The organism is Amorphus sp. 3PC139-8 (genome assembly GCF_040750475.1).
Taxonomy (GTDB): Bacteria; Pseudomonadota; Alphaproteobacteria; order Rhizobiales; family Amorphaceae; genus Amorphus.
This window is the reverse complement of sequence record NZ_JABJVY010000004.1, coordinates 121,166-144,746: the sequence shown is the minus strand read 5'-3', so window position 1 is coordinate 144,746 and position 23,581 is coordinate 121,166. Positions and strand designations below refer to the sequence as shown.

The 23,581-nt window shown below is 65.9% G+C and carries 21 protein-coding genes; 15 read left to right on the top strand and 6 right to left on the bottom strand.

The genetic code is table 11. From position 1 onward, the window contains the following. Positions 1-6 precede the first annotated feature (6 nt). The gene (locus HNS03_RS06045; RefSeq protein WP_367193795.1) at positions 7-1,437 is read right to left on the bottom strand and encodes an MmgE/PrpD family protein; all 1,431 of its coding nucleotides are present in this window, start codon (positions 1,435-1,437) and stop codon (positions 7-9) included. 170 nt (positions 1,438-1,607) lie between these two features. Between HNS03_RS06045 and HNS03_RS06040 the strand changes: the two genes are divergently transcribed. The 4 genes from HNS03_RS06040 (at position 1,608) to HNS03_RS06025 (ending at position 5,610) form a co-directional block, all read left to right on the top strand. Beyond that, positions 1,608-2,336, top strand: a complete 729-nt coding sequence (locus tag HNS03_RS06040) for a GntR family transcriptional regulator (RefSeq protein ID WP_367193794.1) — start codon at positions 1,608-1,610, stop codon at positions 2,334-2,336. 179 nt (positions 2,337-2,515) lie between these two features. Beyond that, on the top strand, positions 2,516-3,505 hold the full coding sequence (locus tag HNS03_RS06035; RefSeq protein ID WP_367193793.1) for a Bug family tripartite tricarboxylate transporter substrate binding protein: 990 nt from the start codon (positions 2,516-2,518) through the stop codon (positions 3,503-3,505). Between the two features lie 125 nt (positions 3,506-3,630). Beyond that, entirely contained in the window at positions 3,631-4,098 is a 468-nt protein-coding gene (locus tag HNS03_RS06030) for a tripartite tricarboxylate transporter TctB family protein (protein ID WP_367193792.1), read from the top strand. 9 nt (positions 4,099-4,107) lie between these two features. Beyond that, positions 4,108-5,610 (top strand): tripartite tricarboxylate transporter permease, encoded by a 1,503-nt coding sequence (locus HNS03_RS06025; RefSeq protein WP_367193791.1) that lies wholly within the window; start codon positions 4,108-4,110, stop codon positions 5,608-5,610. 59 nt (positions 5,611-5,669) lie between these two features. On the opposite strand, the gene HNS03_RS06020 is transcribed toward HNS03_RS06025, so the two are convergent. From HNS03_RS06020 to HNS03_RS06010, 3 genes are read right to left on the bottom strand one after another with little or no spacing between them, the layout of a single operon-like run. Further along, the gene (locus HNS03_RS06020) at positions 5,670-6,842 is read right to left on the bottom strand and encodes an FAD-dependent oxidoreductase (RefSeq protein WP_367193790.1); all 1,173 of its coding nucleotides are present in this window, start codon (positions 6,840-6,842) and stop codon (positions 5,670-5,672) included. Continuing rightward, positions 6,839-8,080, bottom strand: a complete 1,242-nt coding sequence (locus HNS03_RS06015) for an MFS transporter (protein WP_367193789.1) — start codon at positions 8,078-8,080, stop codon at positions 6,839-6,841. Before HNS03_RS06015 ends, HNS03_RS06020 begins: the two co-directional genes overlap by 4 nt. A gap of 9 nt (positions 8,081-8,089) precedes the next feature. Further along, positions 8,090-9,976 carry a TonB-dependent receptor gene (locus HNS03_RS06010; RefSeq protein WP_367193896.1) on the bottom strand — a complete coding sequence of 629 codons (1,887 nt, stop codon included), beginning with the start codon at positions 9,974-9,976 and terminating at the stop codon, positions 8,090-8,092. Positions 9,977-10,261: 285 nt separating this feature from the next. On the opposite strand from HNS03_RS06010, the gene HNS03_RS06005 reads away from it, so the two are divergent. The 11 genes from HNS03_RS06005 (at position 10,262) to HNS03_RS05955 (ending at position 20,902) form a co-directional block, all read left to right on the top strand. After that, entirely contained in the window at positions 10,262-11,224 is a 963-nt protein-coding gene (locus tag HNS03_RS06005; RefSeq protein WP_367193788.1) for a helix-turn-helix transcriptional regulator, read from the top strand. Between the two features lie 193 nt (positions 11,225-11,417). Beyond that, complete coding sequence (locus HNS03_RS06000) at positions 11,418-12,575, top strand: M20 aminoacylase family protein (RefSeq protein ID WP_367193787.1); 1,158 nt, start codon at positions 11,418-11,420, stop codon at positions 12,573-12,575. Positions 12,576-12,623: 48 nt separating this feature from the next. Continuing rightward, positions 12,624-13,139 carry a MarR family winged helix-turn-helix transcriptional regulator gene (locus HNS03_RS05995; protein ID WP_367193786.1) on the top strand — a complete coding sequence of 172 codons (516 nt, stop codon included), beginning with the start codon at positions 12,624-12,626 and terminating at the stop codon, positions 13,137-13,139. 104 nt (positions 13,140-13,243) lie between these two features. Further along, positions 13,244-14,353 (top strand): hypothetical protein, encoded by a 1,110-nt coding sequence (locus tag HNS03_RS05990; RefSeq protein WP_367193785.1) that lies wholly within the window; start codon positions 13,244-13,246, stop codon positions 14,351-14,353. After that, positions 14,343-15,041: an aspartate/glutamate racemase family protein gene (locus HNS03_RS05985; RefSeq protein WP_367193784.1), complete on the top strand. Its 699-nt coding sequence runs from the start codon at positions 14,343-14,345 to the stop codon at positions 15,039-15,041. The genes HNS03_RS05990 and HNS03_RS05985 overlap by 11 nt, the downstream gene beginning before the upstream one ends. Positions 15,042-15,064: 23 nt before the next feature. After that, the gene (locus HNS03_RS05980; RefSeq protein WP_367193783.1) at positions 15,065-16,078 is read left to right on the top strand and encodes a zinc-binding dehydrogenase; all 1,014 of its coding nucleotides are present in this window, start codon (positions 15,065-15,067) and stop codon (positions 16,076-16,078) included. Continuing rightward, positions 16,075-17,877, top strand: a complete 1,803-nt coding sequence (locus HNS03_RS05975; protein ID WP_367193782.1) for an AMP-binding protein — start codon at positions 16,075-16,077, stop codon at positions 17,875-17,877. The genes HNS03_RS05980 and HNS03_RS05975 overlap by 4 nt, the downstream gene beginning before the upstream one ends. Continuing rightward, complete coding sequence (locus HNS03_RS05970; RefSeq protein ID WP_367193781.1) at positions 17,874-18,737, top strand: VOC family protein; 864 nt, start codon at positions 17,874-17,876, stop codon at positions 18,735-18,737. The genes HNS03_RS05975 and HNS03_RS05970 overlap by 4 nt, the downstream gene beginning before the upstream one ends. Then, positions 18,721-19,197, top strand: coding sequence for a TRAP transporter small permease (locus HNS03_RS05965; RefSeq protein ID WP_367193780.1), 477 nt, complete (start codon positions 18,721-18,723; stop codon positions 19,195-19,197). The genes HNS03_RS05970 and HNS03_RS05965 overlap by 17 nt, the downstream gene beginning before the upstream one ends. Beyond that, positions 19,194-20,489: a TRAP transporter large permease gene (locus HNS03_RS05960; RefSeq protein ID WP_367193779.1), complete on the top strand. Its 1,296-nt coding sequence runs from the start codon at positions 19,194-19,196 to the stop codon at positions 20,487-20,489. Before HNS03_RS05965 ends, HNS03_RS05960 begins: the two co-directional genes overlap by 4 nt. A gap of 8 nt (positions 20,490-20,497) precedes the next feature. Further along, a complete protein-coding gene (locus HNS03_RS05955) occupies positions 20,498-20,902 on the top strand; it encodes a PaaI family thioesterase (protein WP_367193778.1) in 405 nt (134 codons plus the stop codon). A 16-nt stretch (positions 20,903-20,918) separates the two neighbouring features. Here HNS03_RS05955 and HNS03_RS05950 read toward each other — a convergent pair whose 3' ends face one another. Beyond that, on the bottom strand, positions 20,919-23,036 hold the full coding sequence (locus tag HNS03_RS05950) for a S9 family peptidase (RefSeq protein WP_367193777.1): 2,118 nt from the start codon (positions 23,034-23,036) through the stop codon (positions 20,919-20,921). Further along, positions 23,029-23,451, bottom strand: a complete 423-nt coding sequence (gene msrB / locus HNS03_RS05945; RefSeq protein WP_367193776.1) for a peptide-methionine (R)-S-oxide reductase MsrB — start codon at positions 23,449-23,451, stop codon at positions 23,029-23,031. The genes HNS03_RS05950 and msrB overlap by 8 nt, the downstream gene beginning before the upstream one ends. Between the last annotated feature and the right edge of the window lie 130 nt (positions 23,452-23,581).

The window sequence follows — 23,581 nt, the reverse complement described above, 5'->3', positions numbered from 1 at the left end:
GCTGTCTCAGGCACCCGCACGAACCGCGCGGAACGCGGTGACGACGTCACGGACGTCGGAAGCGGATTCGAGGGCCAGGATGGCCTCGGCGAGCTTAGCGCTCGCCGCCCGGTCGGCTCCGAATCCCCAGGCGAGACAGTCCGCAAACTTGGCGAAGATCTCGTCCTCGCTCATTGGCTGGTCCGGTGAGCCCTTCATCGTTTCCGTGCGCTTGGCGACGGTTCGCCCGTCCTTCAGCACGAGTTCGATGGCGGCGGGTGCGATCGCCGTGGCTTCAATGGTTCCGGGAACCGTCACCTCGAAGCAGGTGGCGAGCGCGCTTTCCGGTGCGCGCACCCGGTCGGCCGTGTAGGTGGCGAGCCCGACGCGGCCGTCGGTCAGAGCCGCGGCGAGGCCGTAGCAGGCGTTGAACTGGGCGTGGACCACCGGATTGGCGTGATCGGGCACGAACGGGGCTCCGACGATGCCGGCGTTGACCTCGCCAAGAACGATGGTTCCGGAAACGACGTCGTCCGGCCGGATGCCCTCTTCATAGAGCTCCAGGCCGAGCTGGATTGTGGAGTGCACGCAGCGGCAGCATGGATAGGGCTTCATGGATAGGTCGAGCAGGTGCCAACGCTCGCCAATGCCATCGCGCAGGATCTCCGGCTTCACTTCGCCGCGTTCGTGGAGGGTGAACAGGCCGGCCTTGCCTTCCAGGAAGCGGACGGGGCCGGTGACGCCGGTTGCGGCAAGCCGGGCGGCCAGCACGCCGTTGCGGGCCGCAAAGCCAGGCCCCATGCGCTTGGCGAGCGCCCCGTCGGCAATGAATTGGGTGGTGCCGCTCATCTGGGTGAAGGCGAGGCCGAGCGCGTGGGCCATCCTCTCGCCGTCGAGGCCAAAGATGCGGCCGGCGGTGAGGGCGGCGGCGAGCGACCCGAGCGCGGTAGTCGGGTGCCAGCCCTTGCCAAGGCTGTTGTAGCAGGCCAGCCCGAGCCGGCAGAACAGTTCCACGCCACAGGCGACGGCGGTCGTGAAGGTCCGGCCGTCGACGCCGCCCTTCGCCTCGCTGGCGGCAAGAGCGGCCGGAAGGACGACGCAGAAGACGTGGACGCGGGCGGGATCGTGCTGGTCGTCGAAATCCAGCGCGTGGGAGGCGGCGCCGTTGAGCATGGCGGCGATCGACGGACCCCGGCCGGCGTCGCCCAGAAGCACCGTCGCGGCGCCTTCCGGCTCGAAGCCCTCTACGGCCCGATTCATCTCCGAAATGCCCGGGGCACGGGCGGCGCCGGCGATGACGCCGAACGTGTCCAACAGGAATTGGCTGACCGTCTCCCGAACCTCGTTCGGCACGTCATCGGCGTCGAGCCGCGCGAATCGGTCCGCGACAAAAGTCCCGATATCCGTCCATGCGTGGCTCTGGGCTTCGTCGGACATTGCCGCGTCCTGTTGGGTCATGGATGCTCGCCTCACCGCGTTTCGACCGTGTTCCCGTCGGCGCCTGCGTGGACAGTCGCAGCCGCGGTTGACTATGCTTCTTCGTCAACCGGCGCTGCCGACACCTCGCCGCCGTTTCGCATCGCTATAATGACTAGTTGTATAGTCATTTCAAGTCCGAAGGAAACCCCGTGCCGCCGTCCAGCGCATTCACGCCGCTTTACGTCCAGATCCGCGATTTCATTCGCAACGGCATCGAGTCCGGCGAGTTCGCTCCTGGCGAGCGCCTTCCGTCGGAGAAGGAGCTGTCCAGTCGCTTCAAAACGACGCGGGCAACCGTCGCCCGCGCGCTGCAGGAGCTCGTCTTCGAAGGCTTGGTCCAGCGGCGGGCCGGCAGCGGCACGTTCGTTCTTCAGCCCGACCTGACGATTCCGTTCGAGACGACGCGGATCCGGTCCTTCGACGAGCAGGTTGCGGCAAGCGGAGAGCGCATTTCCTACCGCCTGCTCGGGTTCGGCGTGACGGATGATTCCAGGGCGGCTGCGGCGCTCGGCGAGCCAAAGGGCTCGATCTACCTCCTTGAGCGCGTGCGCTTGGCCAACGCGGTGCCGCTCAGCCTGGAGCGCCGCTTTATTCCGGCCGATATCGGCGACCAGCTCACGGTCAGTGCTCTGAACACCCTCTCGATTCATCGCATCCTTGAGGAGGTGATCAAGCAGCCGGTCGCCGCCATCGAAGGCGTCATTCGGGTGGGATCGGCCGGGGCGACCCTGAGCGAGCTGCTCAACGTTCAGCAAGGGGCGCCGTTGCTCATCCGCGACTACACGCTGTGCAATGCGGAGGGCCGGGCGCTGGTGTTCGGCGAGTCCTTCTATAAGGAGCAGTTCCGAATTCCCTATCAGGTCCGGCAGAACGAGTGAGCTTGGAGTCGCAGTCTCGAACTTGACTAGTTGACTAGGCTCTTTATTCTCAACCCCGTCATGAGCCGGGCAAGGCCATGGCATTTCGAGCAGTCGCAGGGCATGTCGGTGCTTGCGGCAAGACCGATTGCCTAGTGCGGGTTGCGCAGGCGATCGAAAGAAAAAGGGGAACCAGCAACATGATTGGCGCATCGTTCGTTCGCCGCTGCCTGGGCGCGACCCTCGCAGCCGGCTTGGCTTTCGGCGCCGCCTCCCAGGCGGCCGCACAGGATTGGCCGACAGAGCCTGTCCAGATCATCGTCTCTTATTCCGCCGGCGGCGGCAGCGATCGGCAGGCTCGCCTGCTGTCGGGACCTTTGGAAGAGGTGCTCGGGGTTCCGGTGACCGTTCAGAACCTCCCCGGCGGTGGCGGCCAGGTCGCCGCGATGGCCGTCCTCAGGGAGCCGGCCGACGCGCCGATCCTGCTGGCGACCAACGAGCCGGATCTGACCATGGGGCCGCTTCTGAACAACGCCCCGTTCTCCCGTGACGACCTGTCGGTGATCGTCGTGGACGTGACCGACCCGCGCATCCTGCTGGTCGCCAAGGACAGCCCCTACGAGACGTTCGACGACTTCGTGACGGCTGCGAAGGAAAATCCCGGCGAACTGACGATTTCCGCCGCCCAAGGCGGGGCCCAGGAGCTGTTCGCGAAATGGCTCATCAAATCGATGGATCTCGACGTGCGCATCGTCGGCTATGGTGGCGGCAGCGATGCGGCCAATGCCATGCTCGGCGGCCATGTCACCGCCGCTCTTGGTGACGACTTCTCGCGCATGAACATTCGCGACCAGTCGCGGGCCCTTCTGATTGCGTCCGATGGGCCGAGCCCGCGCTGGCCGGAAGCCGAGGTGATGAAAGACGTGATGCCGAAATACGGTGTCGAGGTCCCGGCGCCGGACTTCCTGGCCCGTTTCGGCATCTATGCGGTGCAGACGGCGATGAAGGACGACTATCCGGACCACTACAAGACGCTGCAGGATGCGATCCTGAAGGCGATGAACTCCGACAGCTATCTTGCCGCCGTCGAAAAGTCCGGATTGGACGATCTGTCCAAGCGGGCGCCGGGCGAACAGTTCCAGTCCTCGTTCGACGCGACCGCCAAATCGGTCAAAGGCATCACGGAATAGGCCGGCCGCCTTTCCGGGAGCTCGCAAGGGTCCGGAAAGCTATCCGGGTTCTTTGATCACGATGAGGGTGGGACGGGCGGATGGGCCACAAGCGCATCCGCCCCGACGCAATCCGGATTGAGACCATGACCAAGAGATTTCCCTTCGGCGAACTGGTGGTGCCGGCGGCGATGCTGGTCTTCGTCGTCGCCTACTGGCGGCAAGCCTACGGGCTCAGCTTTGAGGCCCGGCTGTTTCCCACCGCTTTGACCATCGCCCTGCTTTGTCTTGTGGCCGTTATCGTCTTCAAGCTCTTTCGGCAGGCTCCGTCGGTGGAGGATGCCGACAGCGCCGAAGCGTCGCCGCGGATCTTCACCTTCGGACGCATCGCCGTGGTCCTCGTGCCGGGGCTTCTTCTAAGTGTCTGGACGGTCCTCGGCGGCATCGTTTTCACCGCCGCGACGACATTTGCGGTCGCCTTGGCCCTCGGCGAACGGCGCCCGCTGCTGTTGATCCTGTTGCCGCTCGGCATGGCGCTCGGCCTGCACGTCATCTTTTCGGTCGTGCTTCATGCCCGCATCCCGCACGGCCTGACGGCCGGCCTGCTGGGCTGAGGAGACAAGATGGAATTCCTCGCCCACCTGACAGACGGTTTCGAAGCGGCCTTCACGCTGCATGCCGCCGGTTTCGTGCTGCTCGGCACCTTTCTCGGCATCATCGTGGGCGCGACGCCCGGCCTTTCCTCCGGGATGGCGGTGGCCGTCCTGCTGCCGCTCACCTTCACGATGGATTCGCTGACGGGGCTCATCTTTCTGACCTCCGTCTATGTCGCGGTTACCTACGGCGGCGCGATCACCGCGATCATGCTCAACACGCCGGGTGCGCCGGAAAATGCCGCCACCGCGCTCGACGGCCACGCGCTGACCCGCCTCGGCCAGTCCGGGCGCGCCCTCGGCGCGGCGATCGCCGCGTCGGCGTTGGGTGGCCTGCTGTCCTATTTTCTGATGCTGTTCGGCATCGGCTCGGTCGCTCAGGTCGCGCTGACCTTCGGCCCGACCGAAATCTTCCTGATCGCGCTTAGCGGTGTGATGGTGCTGGGGGCGGTCGGCACCGGCTCGCCGACCAAGATCCTCGCCTCGGGCATGTTCGGGTTGCTGATCGGAACCATCGGCATCGTGCCGACCGGAGAATGGCGCGCCACCTTCGGCGAACCCTTCCTCGCCGACGGCATGCAGATCGTCCCGGTTCTGATCGGCATGTTCGTTGTGGCCGAACTCTTGATGCTTGCCGGCCGCAGCACGGTGGTGGATGCCGATATCGAGGTCAATCGCAGCGTCGGCGCGATCTTTTCCGGTCTTGGTGAAGCTTTGCGCATGCCGGTGACGCTGTTGCGCTCGGCCTTCATCGGCATGGGCGTTGGCCTGATCCCGGCGGCAGGCGCGACCTTGGCGGCCTTTTCCTCCTATTCGGTGGCGCGACGCTTTTCAAAGGAGCCGGAGACCTACGGTAAGGGCTCGACGGAGGGGATCGTTGCAGCGGAATCGGCGAACAACGCCTGCTCCGGCGGTGCGCTGACGGTGTCGCTGGTGCTCGGTGTGCCGGGCAGTGTCACGACCGCCGTCATTCTCGGCGCCCTGACGATGCAGGGGCTGCAGCCCGGCCCGATGATGGTCGTTCAGCAGCCCACCCTGGTCTACGGGCTGATCATCGCGGCGATCCTGTCGCAGCCGGCGATGGTGCTTTTCGCCGTGTTGGCCGGCAATGCCATGTCGCGGGCGCTCACCGTTTCCACCCGCGTGCTCGTCCCGGTCCTGCTGATCCTGTCGATCTACGGCACCTTCGCCTTGCGCAACGCCATGTTCGACGTCTGGATGATGCTCGGCTTCGGCGTGCTCGGTTACTTCATGAAGCGCTACGACTATTCGCCCGCCGCGGTCGTGATGGGGGTGATGCTGGCCTCGATTACCGACTCCGAGTTGATCCGCACCATGCAGATCTTCGGGCACGACTGGTATCTGGCCTTCTTCCAGCGTCCGGTTTCGTTGGTGATTCTCATCATCCTGGTGGCCAGTTTGGCCCGCGCGGCCTTCGGGCATCGCCGACGCCGGACAAGTGACGCCGAGTGACCGTCTTGGCGGGGACGCGGACGGGACCCTGAAAGGGGGCCGGTCCGCTGTGCGCCCTGTCATGCGTTGCCGGGTTGCCCGGCAAGCAGGATTTCCGACTTCACCGCATTCATAAGATAACGCCCGAGCCAGGCCTTGGGCATGTGCTTCAAGGCCGTGTTGCGCAGGTGGAACATCACCGGGTTGGAGGGCACGAACGTTCCCGCCATCCGCCGGCTGCGGGTCTGAAGGCGCGTGATGGCCGGGCGAAGCCGTTGTTCGTGCGCGACCAGCGCGGCGTCGATCTCGGACCGGGCCAACTCTTCGGCGAGGATCTCCGCAGACGCCAGCGCCATTCCGGCGCCCTGGCCGGAAACGAGTGTCAGGCAGTGGGCGGCATCGCCGAGCAGCAGCACCCGTCCTTGGGACCATTTCGGAAGGTCGACCATGGTCAGGGAATCGACCAGAGGTGGAGGCCCTGCCTTTGCGGTCTGAAGGAAGGCGCGAACGGGCTCGGCGCTGCGGGCCGTCACCTTCTCCAACAGGTTCCACCGTGCCTCCGGAGCAACGGGGCCCGTCTCGCCGTCGCGCCACACATGCATCGCCGCGAGCCGCCCGCCACGCAGGGCGTAGTATTCGGCGAGATGACCGGGCTCGGCGAAGGACAAGAAATCGGAGCCGAGGCCGAGCGTGTCGTCCACCTCGTAGACGGCGAAGCGGTAGCCGAGATGGGCGTAATGTTCGGCATGCTCGCCGGCGATGCGGCTGCGAACCTGGGAGCGGAGCCCGTCCGCGGCGATCACGAGATCGGGATGCAGAACCGCGCCGTCGCTCAGCCGCGCGGAGACGTCCTTGCCGTCGGTCTCCAGCGAGGTGAGCTCGGTGGCGAGCCGTAGATCCACGCCGTCCGGCACCGTTTCGAACAAGGCCGCGATCAGATCGGTGCGCTCCAGCGCCAGATAGGGGAGTCCCTGAAGGAAATCGCGATATTTCAGGCGCAGGAACTCGCGCCCTTTGCGGTCGCGATAGACATTCTCCTGGATCTCATAGGATACCTCCGACAGCCGAGGCAGCAATCCCATCCGCTCGGCGCTGGCATAGCCGGGACCGGACAGGCCGATCATGTAGCCACCATTGCGCAGGCTCGGTGCGCGCTCGACGACGGTTACCGTCCAACCCGCGCGCGCGAGCCACCATGCGCTTGCAAGCCCGGCAACCCCGGCGCCGGCAATGAGAACGGTGCGCGTTGTCATGACATCTCTTTTGCTGGTGTTGCGGGCAGGCGCCGATAGGCCAGGGGGATCACGGCAAGCGCCGTTGCGGCGGCCGCCACGGCGAGCGCGAAGCAGGCTCCGTAGCCGAGATGCTGGGCGATCAGACCTGCGCTGAGGCCGCTGGCTCCGGCGATAAAGGCGTCGGCGCACTGGAAGATGGTGAAGTCCACCCCCGCCTGCTTGAGCGAGGAGAGGTTCATCAGAAGCGTGTAAAGGGTGACGAATCCCATCGCCATGGCGAGCGACAGGAGCACGGAGAGGCTCGCGAGAACCGGGATGGATCCGATGTCGGCGGCAACCGCGAATGCGATCAGCCCGAGGGCTGCGGCCTGGACCGCCGCTCCGGCGACGACTGCGGCCCGAACGCCGAGAAGGCGAACGGCGATACCGCCGAGAAGGGTTCCGGCCAAGCCGGCCACCACGCCTCCGACACCTTGCAGCGTGCCCAGCAGCGCTAGGCCCATCCCCAGATCGATCAGATACGGCCCGAGCATCGCCTGAGCGAGGCGGACCCCGATTTCGAACACGATCACGATAGCGATCCCGACGCGGATTTCCTTGCGCGCGAACGCAAAGGAGAGGCTCGGCCGATGCGTGGTCGATTGGACCGGAGAGCGGTCCGGCTCGCGGGTTACGGCGAACGGAAGCGCGAGCAAGGCGACGAGGCTCGCCATTGCAATCGTCCCGGCCTGCCAGCCGGCGGTCGCGACGATGAAGACGAACAGACCGCTGCCGAACAGAATGCCGAAATAGCCGCCCGCGACTTGGGTGGTGCCGCCCCATCCTCGTCTTTCCGGCGGCAGTTGCTCGATCGCGAATGCGTCGCAGGCGATGTCGACGGTCGCGGAGGCAAGCGCGAGGACGGCGATGACCAGGAAGAGGGGCGTGTAGGCGGTCGGCGACAGGAAGGAGATCGCCAGCAGCGCCGCCGCGACGATCGCCTCGCCGCCGATCACGATCCGTCGGGATCGGCGGCGGGTTCCGCTGGGCAGCCGGTAGCGCTCCACCGCCGGCGCCCACAGGAACTTGAGCGCCCACGGGATCATGGCGAGCGACACGAGCCCGATCAGGTCCAGCGGCGCACCGCTTTCGCGCAGGATCGCCGGCAGCCCCTGGAAGGTGAGTCCGCCGACGAGGCTCTGCGCGACGTAGACGCCGCCGATCGCCGCCAAGACACGCGCAAACGGGACCCGCAGCTCTGCGGCGGACATATCCATCGCCGCGCTCTAAAACGTCATGTCGAAGGACACGCCAAAGAGCCGGCCGCCGTCGACCGTGCTGATCGTGTTGCCATTAAAGTCGAAGCTGGAGGTGCGGTAGACCTCGTCGGCGATGTTGTCGACGAAGAAGCGCAGGTTCTGCCCGGTGTCGAAAGCGAACTCGAGACCGGCGTCGAAGGTCGCGTAGGCCGGCTGGGACAGCGTGTTGGCCTCGTTGAAGTAGGTCTTGCTGACATAGTGGGCGGCGCCCGTCACGGCCACATCCGCGGGAATCCACGTCTGCGGGAGAATGTAGCGCGCGGCGAGATTGGCGGTCACATCGGGCGCGTAAGGCACGCGATTGTCGGAATAGGACACGCCGGAATAGGGATCGACGAAGCCGTCGAATTCGGAGCGTCCGAAGGAGCCGTTTGCCGTGATCTGCAGCCGGTCGGTTGGGTGGACGGTCGCGGACAGCTCGACGCCGGTGCTGGTGGCGTCGCCGACATTCTCGATCACCTGGTTCGGCAGGATGCCGACATAGACCTGTTTGTCCTGGGAGCGGATGTAGTAGACCGCGCCGGACAGATCCAACCGACCGTCGAACACCGAGGCGCGGCCGCCGACTTCGAAATTCCAGGCGGTTTCGGGATCGTAGGCTTCGCCGTCTTGGGGCGTGGCAATGGTGTGGTTGAAGCCGCCGGGCTTGTAGCCTTCCGACACCAGCGCATAGAGGCGGGCGGTCTCGGTGACCTGGAAGCCGATCGACGCTTTCGGCTGAAGGCTTGAGTAGTTGGCGCTTTCGTCGATGGCGAAGCCCATTCCGTTTCCGTAGATGTCCGGGCGGCTATAGTCGATCGACGACCAGTCGTAGGAGGCGCGCAGGCCGAGGGTGAGGTCGATGCGGTCGGTGAGCGAATAGGTGCCTTCGCCGAACAGGGCCGCGCTCCGGCTGGTGACGTCATTGCGCGCGTTGGCGTAGTAGCCAGTGTAGCCGCCGGTATCGCGGGCGAACTCCTCATTCCAGTAGGTCGCGCCGGCGACGGCGGTGAACGCGCCACCCGCGTCGTAGGCGAGCCGCAGCTCCTCGTAGAAGGTGCGGGTGCTTTCGGGGGACGCGGTGCTGAAGATCGTGCGATCCAGGTCCACGCCTTCGTAGGACGTGGTGTTGGTCAGCGTGAACGCGCCGAAGCGGTAGTTCCAGTTGATGCCGCCGGTGACGACATCGCGACTAAGCAGGCTGTAAGGACCGAGGACGGCGGACTGGTACTCCTGGGCGTCGAAGTCCTGATCGAGCACATAGGTCTCTTCCCGCGAACGCAGGTGCTCCCCGGAGACCCAGATCGTGGAATCGAACGGCCCGCCAGTCGGCGCGTAGCGCACGGCGGCGCGCCCATCGACGGCGTTCCACCAGTCGATATTGTCCTCGCCGACATCGACGTCGTCGATCTGGCCGTTGTCGTAGGTCCCCTTGATTGAGACGTCGAAGAAGACCGTCTCGGGCACCACGGTGGCGGTCGCCGAGGCGCCGGCGATGAAGAGGTGGTTCGACACCGTGCCGAACGCCTTCATCCGGGTCTCGCGCGGCTTGGCCGTGACGATGTTGATCACGCCGGCGAAGGCGTTGCGGCCATAAAGCGTGCCTTGCGGACCGCGCAGGAATTCCACGCGTTCGACGTCGACCAGTTCCTGGGTCATCGCGGCCGCCGGCTGCGGCACGCCGTCGACGTAAACCTGAACGCCGGGATTGTAGTAGTCGGGCGAGGAAATGCCACGAACGGTGAAGTTCGCGTAGGCGCGATTGCCGCGACTGTCGATCGTCAGGTTCGGGAATACGTTCTGGAGATCCTGAACGGTGCGGACATCGCGCTGGGCCAGGTCTTCGGCCGTGGCCACCGAGACCGCGCCTTCCACGTCGAGCAACGTCTGGGGTCGTTTGTTGGCCGTGACCGTAATGGCCTCGAGCAGAACCTCGTTGGATATTTCTTGGGCGTGAATCGAAAAATTAGAAGCCATCAAAATAGAGAGGGAGGAGGTGGCAAGAATAAACCTTCCTAAGAGCATTTCTAAACAACCTTCCTCTGTCATGACATCCTGGGCTGACGGAATGAGGAAGGATGGAAACATTGTCTAACGGAATCGGGGTCTATATTTGTTGGATTCGGGACTTCTTCGGAGGGTCTGTGTCGGAGGGTTGAGATGAACGCGCAAATGCAGCCATTGGCCGCCGGATCTTCCCGTCACAAGACCTGGCGCGAGGCGGTGGATCACGAGATCGAACAGCTTGGCTGGGCCGGCGGGGTGCGGGTCGACGAGCCGGCTGAGGACATCACCATCTATGTCATCGACACGGTGGTGCCGGAGGCGCGCAGTTTCGATCCGGAAGGACCGGCGACCTTTTCCTTGAGCGTCTTTCTGGACGGCGCCGGAACGTTGTCGGTGCACGGGGCCCGCCCGTTCGAGATCTATCCCGGCGCGGCGGTTCTGTTCACCAGCAGCAAGGTCGCCAGCGGCGAGAATGTTCTGCCTGCCGGCCAGCATTTCCATGTGGTGGACGTTCGGCTGGAGCCGGAGCTGCTCGTGAAGGTCGGGGCCGCTCCTCTGGCCCGGCTGGGTTTCGATCTGTTCACGGAGCACAGCCGGCCGGAGGACGAGGTCTACCTTCTTGGATTTCCCGCTTCGGCGGCCCTCGTTCAATTGGCACGCGACATCAGCGCCTGCGCCATGCCCAACGACATCGCGCGCAAGCTCTACCTGCATTCGAAAGCGATCGAGGCGCTGGGGCTTGCGATTTCCGCGCTCCAGAAGCCGCGCAGCGCCGCGGCGTTGCGTCCGGCGGCGCGGGAGAAGGTGGCGTTGGCGCGCGACCTTCTGGAAACCCGCTTTCACGAGGACTGGACGATCCCCAGCCTGGCACGGGCGGTGGGGATCAACGAGCGCTTGTTGAAACAGGGCTTCCGGACGCTGGTCGGCAACTCCGTGCACGCCTATTTGCGCGACGTGCGCCTGGACGCCGCATCGTGTCTTCTGCGGGAAGGGCGCAGCGTCACCGATGTGGCCTTCGCCGTCGGCTTCGATAGCCTAAGCCACTTCAGCAAGGTCTTTCGCGCGGCAAAGGGCGTCGCGCCGAGCAAGTACGCTCGGCTGGCCGACGAGGGATAGTCCCTTCGACGGAGGGGGACCCCAGAGCCTCACGCCTTTTCAGCGATATGCAGAACGGCTCTCAGCCACGGTTTTAACGCGGCTGCGGACGGCGAACCGGTTTTCGCGTCGCCCGTCAACGCTGTTGGGAAGCGTTGACAGGTCGGTGTGCTTGCGGCTTCATTTCGTCAACTTTATTGACAGTGAGGCTGCCATGCTCCCCGAACGCGATGTCGCCGTCGACCTTGAGTCCCTGACCGCGCTCCGCCGCGATCTGCATCGCCACCCGGAGCTCGGCTTTGCCGAAGAGCGCACCGGCAGGCTGGTGGCGGAGCGGCTTTCGACGCTTGGCTGGTCGGTGAACCGAGGGCTTGCGGGCACCGGCGTCGTCGCGACCATGGAGAACGGCGACGGGCCGGTGATTGGGCTGCGTGCCGATATGGACGCGCTGCCGATGCGGGAGGAGAGCGGGCGCGCGTGGGGCTCCACGATCGAAGGCTGTTTTCACGGCTGTGGCCATGATGGGCACACGGCGGCACTGCTCGGTGTTGCCGAGCATCTGGCCCACCGCAAATGCTTTCGTGGGACCGTGGTTCTGATCTTTCAGCCGGCGGAGGAGGGGCTCGGTGGTGGCCGGGTGATGGTCGAAGAGGGACTTTTCGAGCGCTTTCCTTGCGAGGCGGTTTACGGCTTCCACAACATGCCGTTGCTACCGCTTGGGTCTGCGGCGGTTCGTGCGGGGCCTCAGATGGCCTCCCAGGACATCTTCACGGCGGTCTTTCGTGGCCGCGGTGGACACGCCGCCATGCCGCATCTTGGCCGCGATGCCGTCTACGCGACGGCGGAGGCCGCGGTTTCGCTGCAGGGGCTGGTGGCCCGCGAAACGGACCCGCATGTGCCGGCCGTCGTCAGCGTGACCGAGATCCATGCCGGCACGACCCACAATGTGCTGCCCGACGACGGCTGGCTCGGTGGGACGGTGCGCACGCTCGATCCCGGCACCAGAGACGCCTTGGAAGCCGGCATTCGACGGGTCTGCCAGGGTATCGCCGCCACCCGGGATGTCGTCGCCGACGTGACCTACACGCGCGGTTTTCCAGTGCTGGTCAACGAGGCCGCCGCGGCAGAGACAATGCGGGGCGCAGTGGTGCGCGCGCTTGGCGCGGAGGCTTTGGACGACAGCTTCAAGCCCTTGCTTGCCGCGGAAGATTTCGCCTTCATGCTCGAAGCGCGTCCGGGCGCCTACGTCCTGCTCGGCCAGCGCGACGAGACCCATACCGCGATGGTTCACCAGCCGACCTATGACTTCAACGATCGGCTGCTTCCGATCGCGGTTCGCGTGCTTTCCGCCCTTGTCGAGACGCGCGACTGAGTGCGGCAGGACGTGCGCCCGGATCGAACAGTGAGGAAGACGCCAGATATGACCAAGACGAAGCCCGCAGCGGGCACGCTCGACGACAGCCAGCTCGAGGATTTGCGGCGGCGCAATCTCGGGCGCCTACTCGACGAGGTGCACGTGGGCTTCGACCGATTGGCCTTGTCCTATCTGCGCGAGGAGGGGTTTCCCGACATCACCTCGGCCGCCGAACACGTCCTGCGCACCATGCGGACGGAAGGGGCGACCCTGACCAGCATGGCCGAGCAGGCCGGAATCTCCAAGCAGGCTATGAGCAAGCTGGTCGCCGTCTTCGAAAAGGGCGGATACGTGGAATGGCGCTCCGTGGAGGGCGGGAATACGCGTCTCGTTCACGCCACCCAAAGCGGCCGAGATCTGCTGGAAACGGGCCTCAGGGCCGTGAAGCGGGCGGAAGAGGTCTATTTCGCCGCGCTGACGAGCGAGGAGCAGGAGACGCTGCGCGAGCTGCTTTTGCGCGCGGCCGTGTCTCATGAAGGAAGCCCGGAGCGGGATTCCATCTGGCGCCGCCGCAGGGCCTGACATGCGATATCGTCAACATAGTTGACAGATAGGCGCGAACTGCGCATCCTCTGTTCAGCCGCGAAAAAAGAAGGGGCGCGGCGACCTGAAATGGAGGAGTTTTTATGCGGGCTATTGCAGCGAAGTCGGCGCTTGCGCTTGCGCTCGCCGCGTTCGTGACGGGAGCTTCGGCGGAGACTTTCACCTACGGCTCCGGCGTTCCCGAGCGTTCGTCGGCCAATCGGGCCGGCGTGCTTCCGATGCTGGAGAAAATCCAAGAGGCGACCGATGGAGCGGTTGCCTTCACGCCCATTCTCGGCGGCCAGCTCGTTTCGCTGCCCGGCGCACTTCAGGCGATCGCCGACGGGGTTGTCGCTTCCGGTTTCATGATCACCCAGTTCTATCCGGCGGAGCTGCCCGCCGGCTCGCTGATGTCGGAGGTGACCGGGCTCGGCACCGATCCGTACGCGACCATCGGCGCCTTGAACGAGGCGTTCTTCGTGGTTTGCGACGAATGCCGCGAAGACTTCCGCGCCTCCGGCCTGGTTCCGGTCCTGCTCCAGTCGGCGACGCCGCTGACCATGCAGTGCACGAAGGAAGTCTCGACGCTCGACGATCTCCAGGGATTGCGGGTGCTGACCATCGGCCGGCCGGAGATGCGGTGGGCGGAGTCGATCGGCATGACGCCGGTGAAGACTTCGATTACCGACATCCTGTCCGGCCTGCAACTCGGTCAGGCCGACTGCACCCTGGTGGGCACCGCCTGGATCCGCAGCTACGGGCTTGAGGATACGGTGAAATCCGTGATCGAGATGCCGCAGGGCATCATTTCGGGTGCTGCGCCGCTGACCTTCAACGCGGATGCATGGGGCTCCATTTCCGAGGCGGACCGCGCCAAGATCGTCGATCTGATGCCCGGCGTCCTGTGGGACTACGTGACCGGGGCCTATGTCGAGGCCGACGCTGCGGTGAAGGACGCGGTTTCTGACAAGATCGCGTTTGCGCCCGGAGACCCGGCCCTTCAAACGGCATGGAAATCCTTCTACGCCGGCGAGATCACCGCCCTGAAAGAGCTTGCCGCCTCACGAGGCGTGAACGATCCCGACGCCCTGATCGACGAGATCGCGGAGGTGTTCCGGGTCTGGCACGAAGAGCTTCTGCCGCAGTTTCGCGGCGATCCGGAGAAGTTCGCCGCAATCGCCCGGGAGCGCATCTTCTCCCACTATGACTTCTGACGGACGCACCGCGCGGCGGATCGGCCTTGTCGGCGGGATGAGCTGGCACTCCAGCGCGCTCTACTACGCGCGTCTGAACGAGGCGGCGGAGGCGCGGTTCGGTCCGCATGCCAACGTGGAGAGCATCCTCGTCACGCTGCGCTTCGCCGATCTGCTCGCAGCCGCCGACAACGACGATTGGGCGACGGTGTCGGACATGATCGCAACAGCGGCCCAGCGCGCAGAGCGGGCGGGAGCGACGTGCATTCTCCTGACGGCGTTCACCGCGCACTTCGCCGCCGAGGATGTCGCCGCACGACTTGGCGTCTCGCTGCTCAATGCCGGCGATGCGCTCGCGGCGGAGTGCCGAAGACGCGGGCTTCGCCGGATCGGCCTTCTCGGCACGGCGGCCACTCTCGGCTCCGGCGCGATTGCCGAACGGCTTGCGGCTTGCGGCATCGCGACAGTGCTGCCGGACGGTGGCGAAGCCGCGGCGTTGGACGATTGCATCCGCCGCGACCTGACGCGGGGAGACCTATCCCCGGCAGCGGGGGAGGCGTTCGATCGGGCCGTCGACGCGCTGCGGCGCAAGGGGGCTGAAGCGGCCGCACTGGCATGCACGGAGCTGCCGCTGCTGCTACCTCGGCAGTCTCCCATTCCCCTGATCGACGGCGTGAGCGTCCACGTTCGCTACGCCTTGGACACATGACCTGATTTCTCAGAGGAGACCCGATGAAAGCGCTCTATTTTACGAGCCACGGCGACGTTGACGCCCTGCACTACGGCGACATCGAAACCCCAACCCCGGCGCCGGGGTGGGCGCTTTTGAAAGTGCGGGCCGCGTCGCTCAACTATCTCGACGTCTTCACGCTGCGTGGCATGCCTGGCATCAAGGTGCCGTTCCCGATGATCACCGGCGGCGACTGCGTGGCCGAAATCGTCGAGATCAACGGCGAGCCGTCCGGGTTCTCGGTTGGCGATCGGGTGCTGATCAATCCCGCCCATGTCGACGACAAGTCCGGTCATTTCGAGATGATGGGCGAGACCCGGCCCGGCGCGCTCGCCGAATACGTCACCGCTCGCACCGAGCAACTCATCGCGATGCCGGATGTCGTTAGCGACGCTGATGCGGCCGCGCTTCCGGTCGCCTATGCCACGGCCTACCGCATGCTGGTGACCCGTGGCCAGGTCGCGGCCGGCGAGAGAATGCTGGTGCTCGGTGCGAGCGGCGGCGTGGGCACGGCGGCGGTGCTTCTCGGCAAGCTTCTCGGCGCCCACGTCACCGCGGGGGCCGGATCTGAGGCGAAGTGCCAGCGCCTGATCGAGCTCGGCGCGGATGCGGCCTACGACTATTCGAGCGAGCCGGTCGACGCCTACACCAAGCGCACCACGGGCTCGCTGTTTCGCGGGGGCGGCTTCGATGTGGTGGTCAACTTCACCGGGGGCGACACCTGGGCGCCGTCGCTGCGGTCGGTGAAGCGCGGCGGCCGGTTGCTGACCTGCGGCGCTACGGCGGGCTACGACCCGAAGACTGACCTGCGTTACGTCTTCATGTCGGAAATGGATATCCGCGGCTCCACCGGCTTTACCAAGGACGAGATCGCAAAATGTCTCGGCCTCGTCGCCGAGGGCCGTCTCAAGCCGGTGATCGACCGGACGCTGCCGCTCTCCGAAGCCGCCGAGGGCGTCCGCATGCTGCGCGACCGCGAGGTGTTCGGCAAGATCGTCGTGGTACCGGACGCATGACCGCGTGGCCGCTCTTCGACGGGCCCGCGATCGTCGAACAGGTGGAAGCGGAACCACTTGCCACCTGGCTCAGGGGCGAGACGATCCCCGCGATCGTCGCCAAGGCCGCCGAGGAGGCCGGCGGCGGGCTGGCCCATCGCTTCCTCGATGTGCCGGACGGCGCGCCCGTCGACCGTAGCTTTGACGAGCTGTTTGCCGAAACGGCACGGATGGCAGGCGCCTTCTCCTCTCTCGGTGGGCGGCCGGTGGTGGCGAGCCTGCTTCCGGGCCTCCCGGAAACCTTGCCTCTGATCTTCGCGGCGAGCTGGGCCGGCGTGATCCTGCCGATTAATCCGTTTCTGGAGGCCAGTGCGATCGCCGACATGCTGCGGCGGACCGGCGCGCGCGTTCTCCTGGCGGAAGGGCCTTCGGGCAAGCAGGGGACCTGGGAGAAGCTTGCCGACATCCATGCGGCGATGCCGGAGCTGGAGGTCATCATCTGCGGCGAAAGCGAGGGGCCCGACCGGCTGGAGCCATGGCTCGACGCCCATGCGGCGCCTCCGCCGCCGATGCCGGCTGCGGACGAGATCGCCGCCTATTTCCATACCGGCGGCACGACCGGCCTTCCCAAGATCGCGCGGCTGAGCCATGCGAACCTCGCCTATATGGCCTTTCTGGCCGGCTTTGGCGGCGACATGCGCGCTGGCGATGTAATCCCGTGCGGCATGCCGCTGTTCCATGTCGGCGGGCTGGTCTTCGGCGGTTTGGCACCGGTCGCCGCACGGGCGACGGTGGTCCAGCTCGGGCGGGGCGGTTTTCGCGATCGGGCGATGCTCGACGCCTTTTGGCGGATCGCCGAGCGGGAGGGAGCGACCATTCTATTCGCCCCGCCCACGGTGGCCGCTGCCGCGCTGGAGACCTTCGCGCCGCCCGCGCCGGCCAACGTCCGCCACTGGGTTTCGTCCGCAGCACCGTTGCCGGCCGCAACCCACCGTCGCTTCACCAAGGCGACGGGGATTGCGATCAAGGAAGCCTGGGGACTGACCGAGGCGAGCCTGGTACTCACCTTCACGCCGCCCGGCGGAGAAAGCCGGCCGGGGTCCGTCGGCCTCCGGCTTCCATATTGCGAGTTGAAAATCCGCTCCCTGTCCGATCCCGTCCGGGAAGCTGCCCCTGGCGAACCGGGCGTGGTCATGGGGCGCTCGCCCGGCCTCTTTGCCGGCTATCTCGGCCATGCCGACGACGGGCTCACCGAGGCTCCGGCGCTCGGGCCGGGCCGTTGGCTCGATACCGGCGACGTCGGCTATTTCGATGCCGATGGCTACCTGGTGCTGACCGGCCGCGCCAAGGACATGATCCTGCGCGGCGGCCACAACATCGATCCGGTCGTGATCGAGGAGGCGTTCGGCGCGCTCGACGAGGTCGCCGCGGTGGCCGCCGTCGGACGTCCCGATGCCAGAGTGGGCGAACTGCCGGTGGTCTACGTGACGCTGTCTCCGGGCGCGCAGGCCACGCCCGACGATCTCCTCCGGCGAGCGTCCGGCGCCATCGCCGAGCGGGCCGCCCACCCGAAGGAGGTGATCATCGTCGAGGCCATGCCGCTGACGGCCGTCGGCAAGATCAACAAGCTCTCATTGCGCCATCAGGCGGCGCTGTCGGCGGTGCGGTCGCTCTATCCGGAGGTGACGGACATCGCTGTACGCGCCGGTGCCGACGGCCGCATCCGGGTCGCGCTGACCCCTTGCCCCGACGGGGCGGCCGATGCCGTGGCCGCACTTGGCCTGGAGCTCGACATTCCCGCAGACGAAAGAAGAATATGAGCGACGCGTTTCTCGACATCGATCATCTCATGGTCCACGTGCCCGACAGCGAGAGGGCGGGGGCCGCGTTCGAGCGGCTCGGCTTCGTGGCCACGCCTAAAAGCGAAATGCCGGGCCTGTCCAATCGGCTGATCTGCTTTTCCGACACCACAGCCGACAGCGGCGTCTGCAACTATATCGAGCTGATGGAATTGGAGGACGCGGCCATCGCGCCGCCCCAGATGCAGAAGGTCCTGCTCGGTCCGGGGCCTGCCTCCACTGTCCTGTCGGTCGAAGATGCGGCGGCCGTGCGTGAGCGCCTTGCGGAGGAGGGGATGACGATTTCCCCGGCTCTCGAACTGTCGCGCGACTGGATCCTTCCCAACGGCGAGGTTCTGAAGGCCGCATTCGCCGTTGCGATCCCCGAACCGGGCCAGGCACCGTTCTACTGGAACTTCTGTAAGCATCGCACCGCGCAACACTATGTGCGCCCGGACTTCACCGGTCATCCCAACGGCGCCTTGCGCATCTCTCAGATGATCGCGGTGGCGGAAGATCCGGCCGACACGGCGGCGCACTACGTCACCCATTGGCAGGCGCGATTCGAGGGCGGACGGCTTGTGCTGCCGCACGGCCGGGTCACGCTCGCGCTTCTCAACCCGGCTGATTATCGTGCAGCGGTCGCGGGCGTACCCGGTCTCGACGCACGCCCCGGGCTGAAGGGAATTCGCATCGCGGTTTCCGACCTCGCCGGAGCCCAAAGGCTGATCGAGGCGGCGGGCGTGTCGACCTATGCGGTCGGCGACGGGTTTGCGGTGGCACCGGTCGATGCGGCCGGTACGCTTCTGATTTTCGAAGGGCCAGATGCTGCGCGCGAGTGATTGGATCATCCGCCTTGGCGAAGGCGTGGCGATGGCGGCGCTTGCGGCGATGATGCTGCATTTGGGCGCCGATATCGTCCTGCGCACCGCATTTGGCCACCCACTTGGCGGAACGGTGGAGATCGTGGCGGAGATCTACATGCCGCTGGTGGTGTTTGGCGCGCTCGCTGCGGTTCAGCTTCGCGGCGAGGAGATCCGTGTGGATCTGATCGACAAGGCGTTGACCCCGGCCATGCGGCGCCGTTTCGATCAACTGAGCCAGCTCGTGATGGCAGCGGCGGCCGTGGCGCTCGCCTGGTACACCGGCGGGCAGGCCGTTCACGCGATCAAGATCGGCAAACGGATCGAGCTGGAGGGACTGGTGCTCCCCTCTTGGCCGGGGCACATCATGGTCGCCGTCGGCTTTGCGTTGCTGGCCGTCGCCGCCTTGGCGCGTGCGTTCCGGGTGGCCAGGCCATGACGCCCTTGGAAATTGGCGGCGCCGCTCTCGCCGCGGCCCTCGTCATGATCCTGCTGCGGATCCCGGTGGGGCTCGCCCTTGGCCTTGCTGCGTTCGGCGGCGCGGCCTCGATCCTACCGCTTTCGGCGGCGATCAGCCTGATGACGCGCGTGCCCTACGAGTTCGCCGCAAGCTGGGAATTCGCAGCGGTTCCGATGTTCCTGGCCATGGGCGCGGTGATCACCCGCTCGCGCATGGCTGACGGCCTGCTGCTACTGGCCGAACGAGGCCTCCGGCGCTTGCCGGGCGGGCTTGCGATCGCCACCAATTTCGCCGGCGCCGCTTTTGGGGCAGCCTCTGGATCGAGCTTGGCCACCACGGTAGCGCTTGGCCGGATGGCAACGCCCCAGATGCTCCGCTCCGGCTACGATCCGGGCCTTGCCACCGCGACGACCGCCTGCGCCGGCACTTTGGCGGCGCTGATTCCGCCGTCGATCCCTTTGATCGTCTACGGCATCTTGGCGGAACAGTCCGTGGCCAAGCTGTTCTTTGCGGGCATCCTGCCGGGACTGCTCACGGCTCTCGCCTATGCGCTGATGATCTTCCTGAGGGTGCGGGCCAATCCCGAGCTTGCACCCCGAAACGAGGAGATATCCCGCGAGCCGGTGGGCTGGAGCGTTGCCGCCTTTCCGGTGATCGCGGTCACCATTCTGGGCGGCATCTATGGCGGCATTTTCAGCCCCGGAGAGGCTGGTGCGGTCGGTGCGTTGGTGGCGATTGCGCTCGCCTTCTGTCAGCGCGGATTCGGCTGGCGGGAGCTCGCGGCCGCGCTGGGCGATGCCGCCCGCCAGACCGCCGCGATCCTGTTCGTGGCGATCGGCGCCTTCATGCTGACGCGGACGATGGCGCTTACCGGGCTGCCGAATGCGCTCGCCGATCTGGTCGAGGCCTGGTCGGTGTCGCCGGTCCTGCTGGTGCTCGGCTCCGCGCTGCTGTTCGTGTTGCTGGGAATGGTGCTGGATCCGTTCGGCGTGATGCTTTTGTCGGTCGCCGTGCTGTTGCCGGCGTTCGAGCGGCTCGGCTTCGACCTGATCTGGATGGGCATCATCATCGTTAAGTTCATCGAGATCGGGCTGGTCACGCCGCCGGTCGGCCTCAACGTGTTCGCGGCGAAATCCGTCGCCCCGCCCGAGATCGGTCTGACCACCATCTTCCGCGGCGTTACCTGGTTCCTCGCCGCCGAAGCGGTGGTGATGACCCTCCTGTTTCTGTTCCCGGCGCTGACGCTTTGGCTGCCGGGACTTATTTTGTGAGGCAAGACATGACTCTAGACGAGCTTTCCGGGCTGCTCTCCCAGGCGGAGTTTCACAAGACGCTGAAGGTCGAGGCGGTGGCGCTGGAGGCGGATGGCGCACTGACGCTGAAACTGCCGTTCGATGAGGGCTACACGCTGTTCAAGAAGGTCGGTGCCTACCATGGCGGCGTCATCGCCAGCTTGATCGATGTGGCCGGCACGATGGTGTGTTCCGCGGTGAAGGGCCGACCGACGCCAACCGTCGATCTGCGGGTCGACTATCTCAAATCGCCGGTGCGTTGCGATCTTTACGCCGACGCCGTGCCGCGCCGGATCGGCCGTGGCATCGGGGTCGCCGATGTCACGGTGCGCGGGGAAGACGGAACCGTTTACGCGATCGGGCGCGGAGCATTTTCGACAGCGGACGGATAGCGCCCGTCGGCGGGGATTATCCGCCAAGGCGCTCCTTGACGGTGCCGGTGACCGACAGGGCGAAGGCCTGGATCAGTGCGACCTCTTCCAGCCGCTTGAAGCGGCCGGAGGCACCGCCATGGCCGGCGTCCATGTTGGTTTTGAACACGATCAGCGGTTCGCCTGCCGCCGTCGCCCTCAGCCGCGCGACCCATTTCGCCGGTTCCCAATAGGTCACTCGCGGGTCGGTGACGCCGGCCAGCACCAACAAGGCCGGATAGGTCTTGGCGGCCACGTTGTCGTAGGGGCTGTAGCCGCGGATGCGGTGGAACGCCGCCTCGTCCTCGATCGGATTTCCCCATTCCGGCCATTCCGGCGGAGTGAGTGGCAGAGTCGGGTCGAGCATGGTGTTGAGCACGTCCACGAACGGGACCTCGGCCACGATGCCGCGGAAGCGCTCCGGCGCCATGTTGGCGATCGCGCCCATCAGCATGCCGCCGGCGGAGCCCCCCTGGGCCACGATCTTGTCCGAAGCAACCCAGCCGTCGGCGACGATGCCTTCGGCGACTGCGACGAAGTCGGTGAAGGTGTTTTCCTTCTTCTCCCGCCGTCCGTCCCGGTACCAGTGGTAGCCCTTGTCCCGGCCGCCGCGAATGTGGGCGACGGCATGGACGAAGCCCCGGTCGACCAGCGAAAGCGCATTGGTGGAAAAACTCGCCGGAATCGTGATGCCGTAGGAACCATAGCCATAGAGCAGGCAAGGCGCTGTGCCGTCGATCGACGTATCGCGGCGGTACAGGATCGAAACCGGCACCTCCTCGCCGTCCGGCGCCTTGAAGTGCAGGCGCCGGGTGACGTAATTCGCCGGATCGTGGCCGGTGGGAACCTCCTGTTCCTTTCTGAGCATGCGTTCGCGCGTCACCATGTCGTAGTCGTAGACCCGCGCCGGCGTCGTCATGGAGGAATAGGTAAAGCGCAGCGTGGTGGTGTCGAACTCGTAGCCGCCGACCAGGCCGAGGCTGTAGGCCTCCTCGTCGAAGGCGATCGCATGCTCGTCGCCGGTGGCGAGATCGCGGACGATGATCCTCGGCAGGCCATCTTCGCGCTCCAGCCGCACCAGATGGCCGGAAAACACCACCATCGACAGGATCAGCCGCCCCTCCACATGGGGCACCAACTCCTGCCAGTTCTCCCGGTCCGGCCGGTCGAGCGGTGCGGTCACGATCCGAAAATCTTCCGCGCCGTCGGCATTCGTCAGGATATAGAGCCGGTCGCCGTGGTCGTCGATGTCGTATTCCTGTTCGGTGACGCGCGGCGCGATCAGCTTCAGTGCGCCCTCGGGCGCTGTGGCGTCGATCAGGTGGACTTCGGAGGTCTCGTGGTCGTGGGTGTCGATCACCACGAACCGATCCGACAAAGTGCGACCGACGCCGACGAAGAAGCCGGGGTCCGGCTCTTCGTAGACCAGCACGTCGTCGCTTGCCGGCGTGCCCACCCGATGCCGGAACACACGGGCCGGGCGATGATTGTCGTCGAGCTGCACATAGAACAGCGTCTGGCCGTCGGCCGCCCAGGCGGAGCCGCCCGAGGTGTGCTCAATGCGCTCGTCCAAGTCCGCGCCGGTGGCGAGATCGCGGATGTGGAGGGTGAACATCTCGCCGCCGGTTTCGTCGGCCGCCCAAGCGAGCAGACGGTGATCGGTGGAGTGCTCCACCCCGCCGAGCCGGAAATAGCCCTTGCCTTCGGCCTCCTTGTTGGCGTCCAGGAGCACGGTCTCGTCACCGCCGTCGCGCGGGGTGCGCACGACCAGCGGATGCTCGGCCCCTTCGACGAAGCGCACGCCGTAAGCATAAGGACCGTCGGGGGAGGGGACGGTGGAATCGTCCTCCTTGATCCGCCCTTTCAGCTCGGCGAACAGCGCCGTCTGCAGCGCCTCCGTCGGCGCCATCATGCGTTCGGCATACTGGTTTTCGGCGTCGAGATAGGCGCGGATGTCGTCGGAGAGCACGCTCGGATCGCGCATCACCTCGCGCCACTTCTCGTCGCGCAGCCAGGCATACGGGTCGACCAGCTCCACACCGTGCACCGTGCGGTGCGTCGGCTCGGCGTGGGCCTTCGGAGGATGAAGCGAAACCGTCTCGATCGCGTCAGCCATTGTCGGAGCCCGCGTCCGGGGCAAACGTCATCGCAAGGCCGTTCATGCAGTAGCGGTCGCCGGACGGTTGCGGACCATCGGGAAACACGTGGCCGAGATGGGCGTCGCAGTTGGAGCAGCGCACCTCGACCCGCGTCATTCCATAGGACCGATCCTCGTGCAGCGTGACCGCATCCGGCGTGATCGGCTGGAAAAAGCTCGGCCAGCCGCTGCCGGATTCAAATTTGGTCTCGGTGCGAAACAGCGGCGCATCGCAGCACACGCAGTGGAAGATGCCCGGCCGCTTTTCTTCGAGATGGGGACCGGTGAAGGCCCGCTCCGTACCGTGATTGCGCGTGATCTCGTATTGCTCGGGCGTCAGCTCGGCGCGCCATTCGGCATCGCTCTTGCTAACTTTTCCGTGATTTTCGCTCATGGCGGGCGATCCTTTTCGACCTCGGCGGAGAGAGGGCGGCGCACATAGGCAAGTCGGCGTGTCTCTGCCGCGACTTGCCCAGACTTAGGAAGGCCGATCAAGCCTCTCAAGCGCTGGCGTGAGGTCGCCC

Bases quoted from the DNA above. Each gene is read 5' to 3' on its own strand.
- HNS03_RS06030 (WP_367193792.1), top strand. From the start codon at position 3,631: ATGACCAAGAGATTTCCCTTCGGCGAACTGGTGGTGCCGGCGGCGATG.
- HNS03_RS06025 (WP_367193791.1), top strand. From the start codon at position 4,108: ATGGAATTCCTCGCCCACCTGACAGACGGTTTCGAAGCGGCCTTCACG.
- HNS03_RS05995 (WP_367193786.1), top strand. From the start codon at position 12,624: ATGACCAAGACGAAGCCCGCAGCGGGCACGCTCGACGACAGCCAGCTC.
- msrB (WP_367193776.1), bottom strand. From the start codon at position 23,451: ATGAGCGAAAATCACGGAAAAGTTAGCAAGAGCGATGCCGAATGGCGC.
- HNS03_RS05975 (WP_367193782.1), top strand. From the start codon at position 16,075: ATGACCGCGTGGCCGCTCTTCGACGGGCCCGCGATCGTCGAACAGGTG.
- HNS03_RS05990 (WP_367193785.1), top strand. From the start codon at position 13,244: ATGCGGGCTATTGCAGCGAAGTCGGCGCTTGCGCTTGCGCTCGCCGCG.
- HNS03_RS05960 (WP_367193779.1), top strand. From the start codon at position 19,194: ATGACGCCCTTGGAAATTGGCGGCGCCGCTCTCGCCGCGGCCCTCGTC.
- HNS03_RS05985 (WP_367193784.1), top strand. From the start codon at position 14,343: ATGACTTCTGACGGACGCACCGCGCGGCGGATCGGCCTTGTCGGCGGG.
- HNS03_RS06015 (WP_367193789.1), bottom strand. From the start codon at position 8,080: ATGGATATGTCCGCCGCAGAGCTGCGGGTCCCGTTTGCGCGTGTCTTG.
- HNS03_RS06005 (WP_367193788.1), top strand. From the start codon at position 10,262: ATGAACGCGCAAATGCAGCCATTGGCCGCCGGATCTTCCCGTCACAAG.
- HNS03_RS05955 (WP_367193778.1), top strand. From the start codon at position 20,498: ATGACTCTAGACGAGCTTTCCGGGCTGCTCTCCCAGGCGGAGTTTCAC.
- HNS03_RS06000 (WP_367193787.1), top strand. From the start codon at position 11,418: ATGCTCCCCGAACGCGATGTCGCCGTCGACCTTGAGTCCCTGACCGCG.
- HNS03_RS06020 (WP_367193790.1), bottom strand. From the start codon at position 6,842: ATGACAACGCGCACCGTTCTCATTGCCGGCGCCGGGGTTGCCGGGCTT.
- HNS03_RS05965 (WP_367193780.1), top strand. From the start codon at position 18,721: ATGCTGCGCGCGAGTGATTGGATCATCCGCCTTGGCGAAGGCGTGGCG.
- HNS03_RS05970 (WP_367193781.1), top strand. From the start codon at position 17,874: ATGAGCGACGCGTTTCTCGACATCGATCATCTCATGGTCCACGTGCCC.
- HNS03_RS06045 (WP_367193795.1), bottom strand. From the start codon at position 1,437: ATGACCCAACAGGACGCGGCAATGTCCGACGAAGCCCAGAGCCACGCA.
- HNS03_RS05950 (WP_367193777.1), bottom strand. From the start codon at position 23,036: ATGGCTGACGCGATCGAGACGGTTTCGCTTCATCCTCCGAAGGCCCAC.
- HNS03_RS06035 (WP_367193793.1), top strand. From the start codon at position 2,516: ATGATTGGCGCATCGTTCGTTCGCCGCTGCCTGGGCGCGACCCTCGCA.
- HNS03_RS05980 (WP_367193783.1), top strand. From the start codon at position 15,065: ATGAAAGCGCTCTATTTTACGAGCCACGGCGACGTTGACGCCCTGCAC.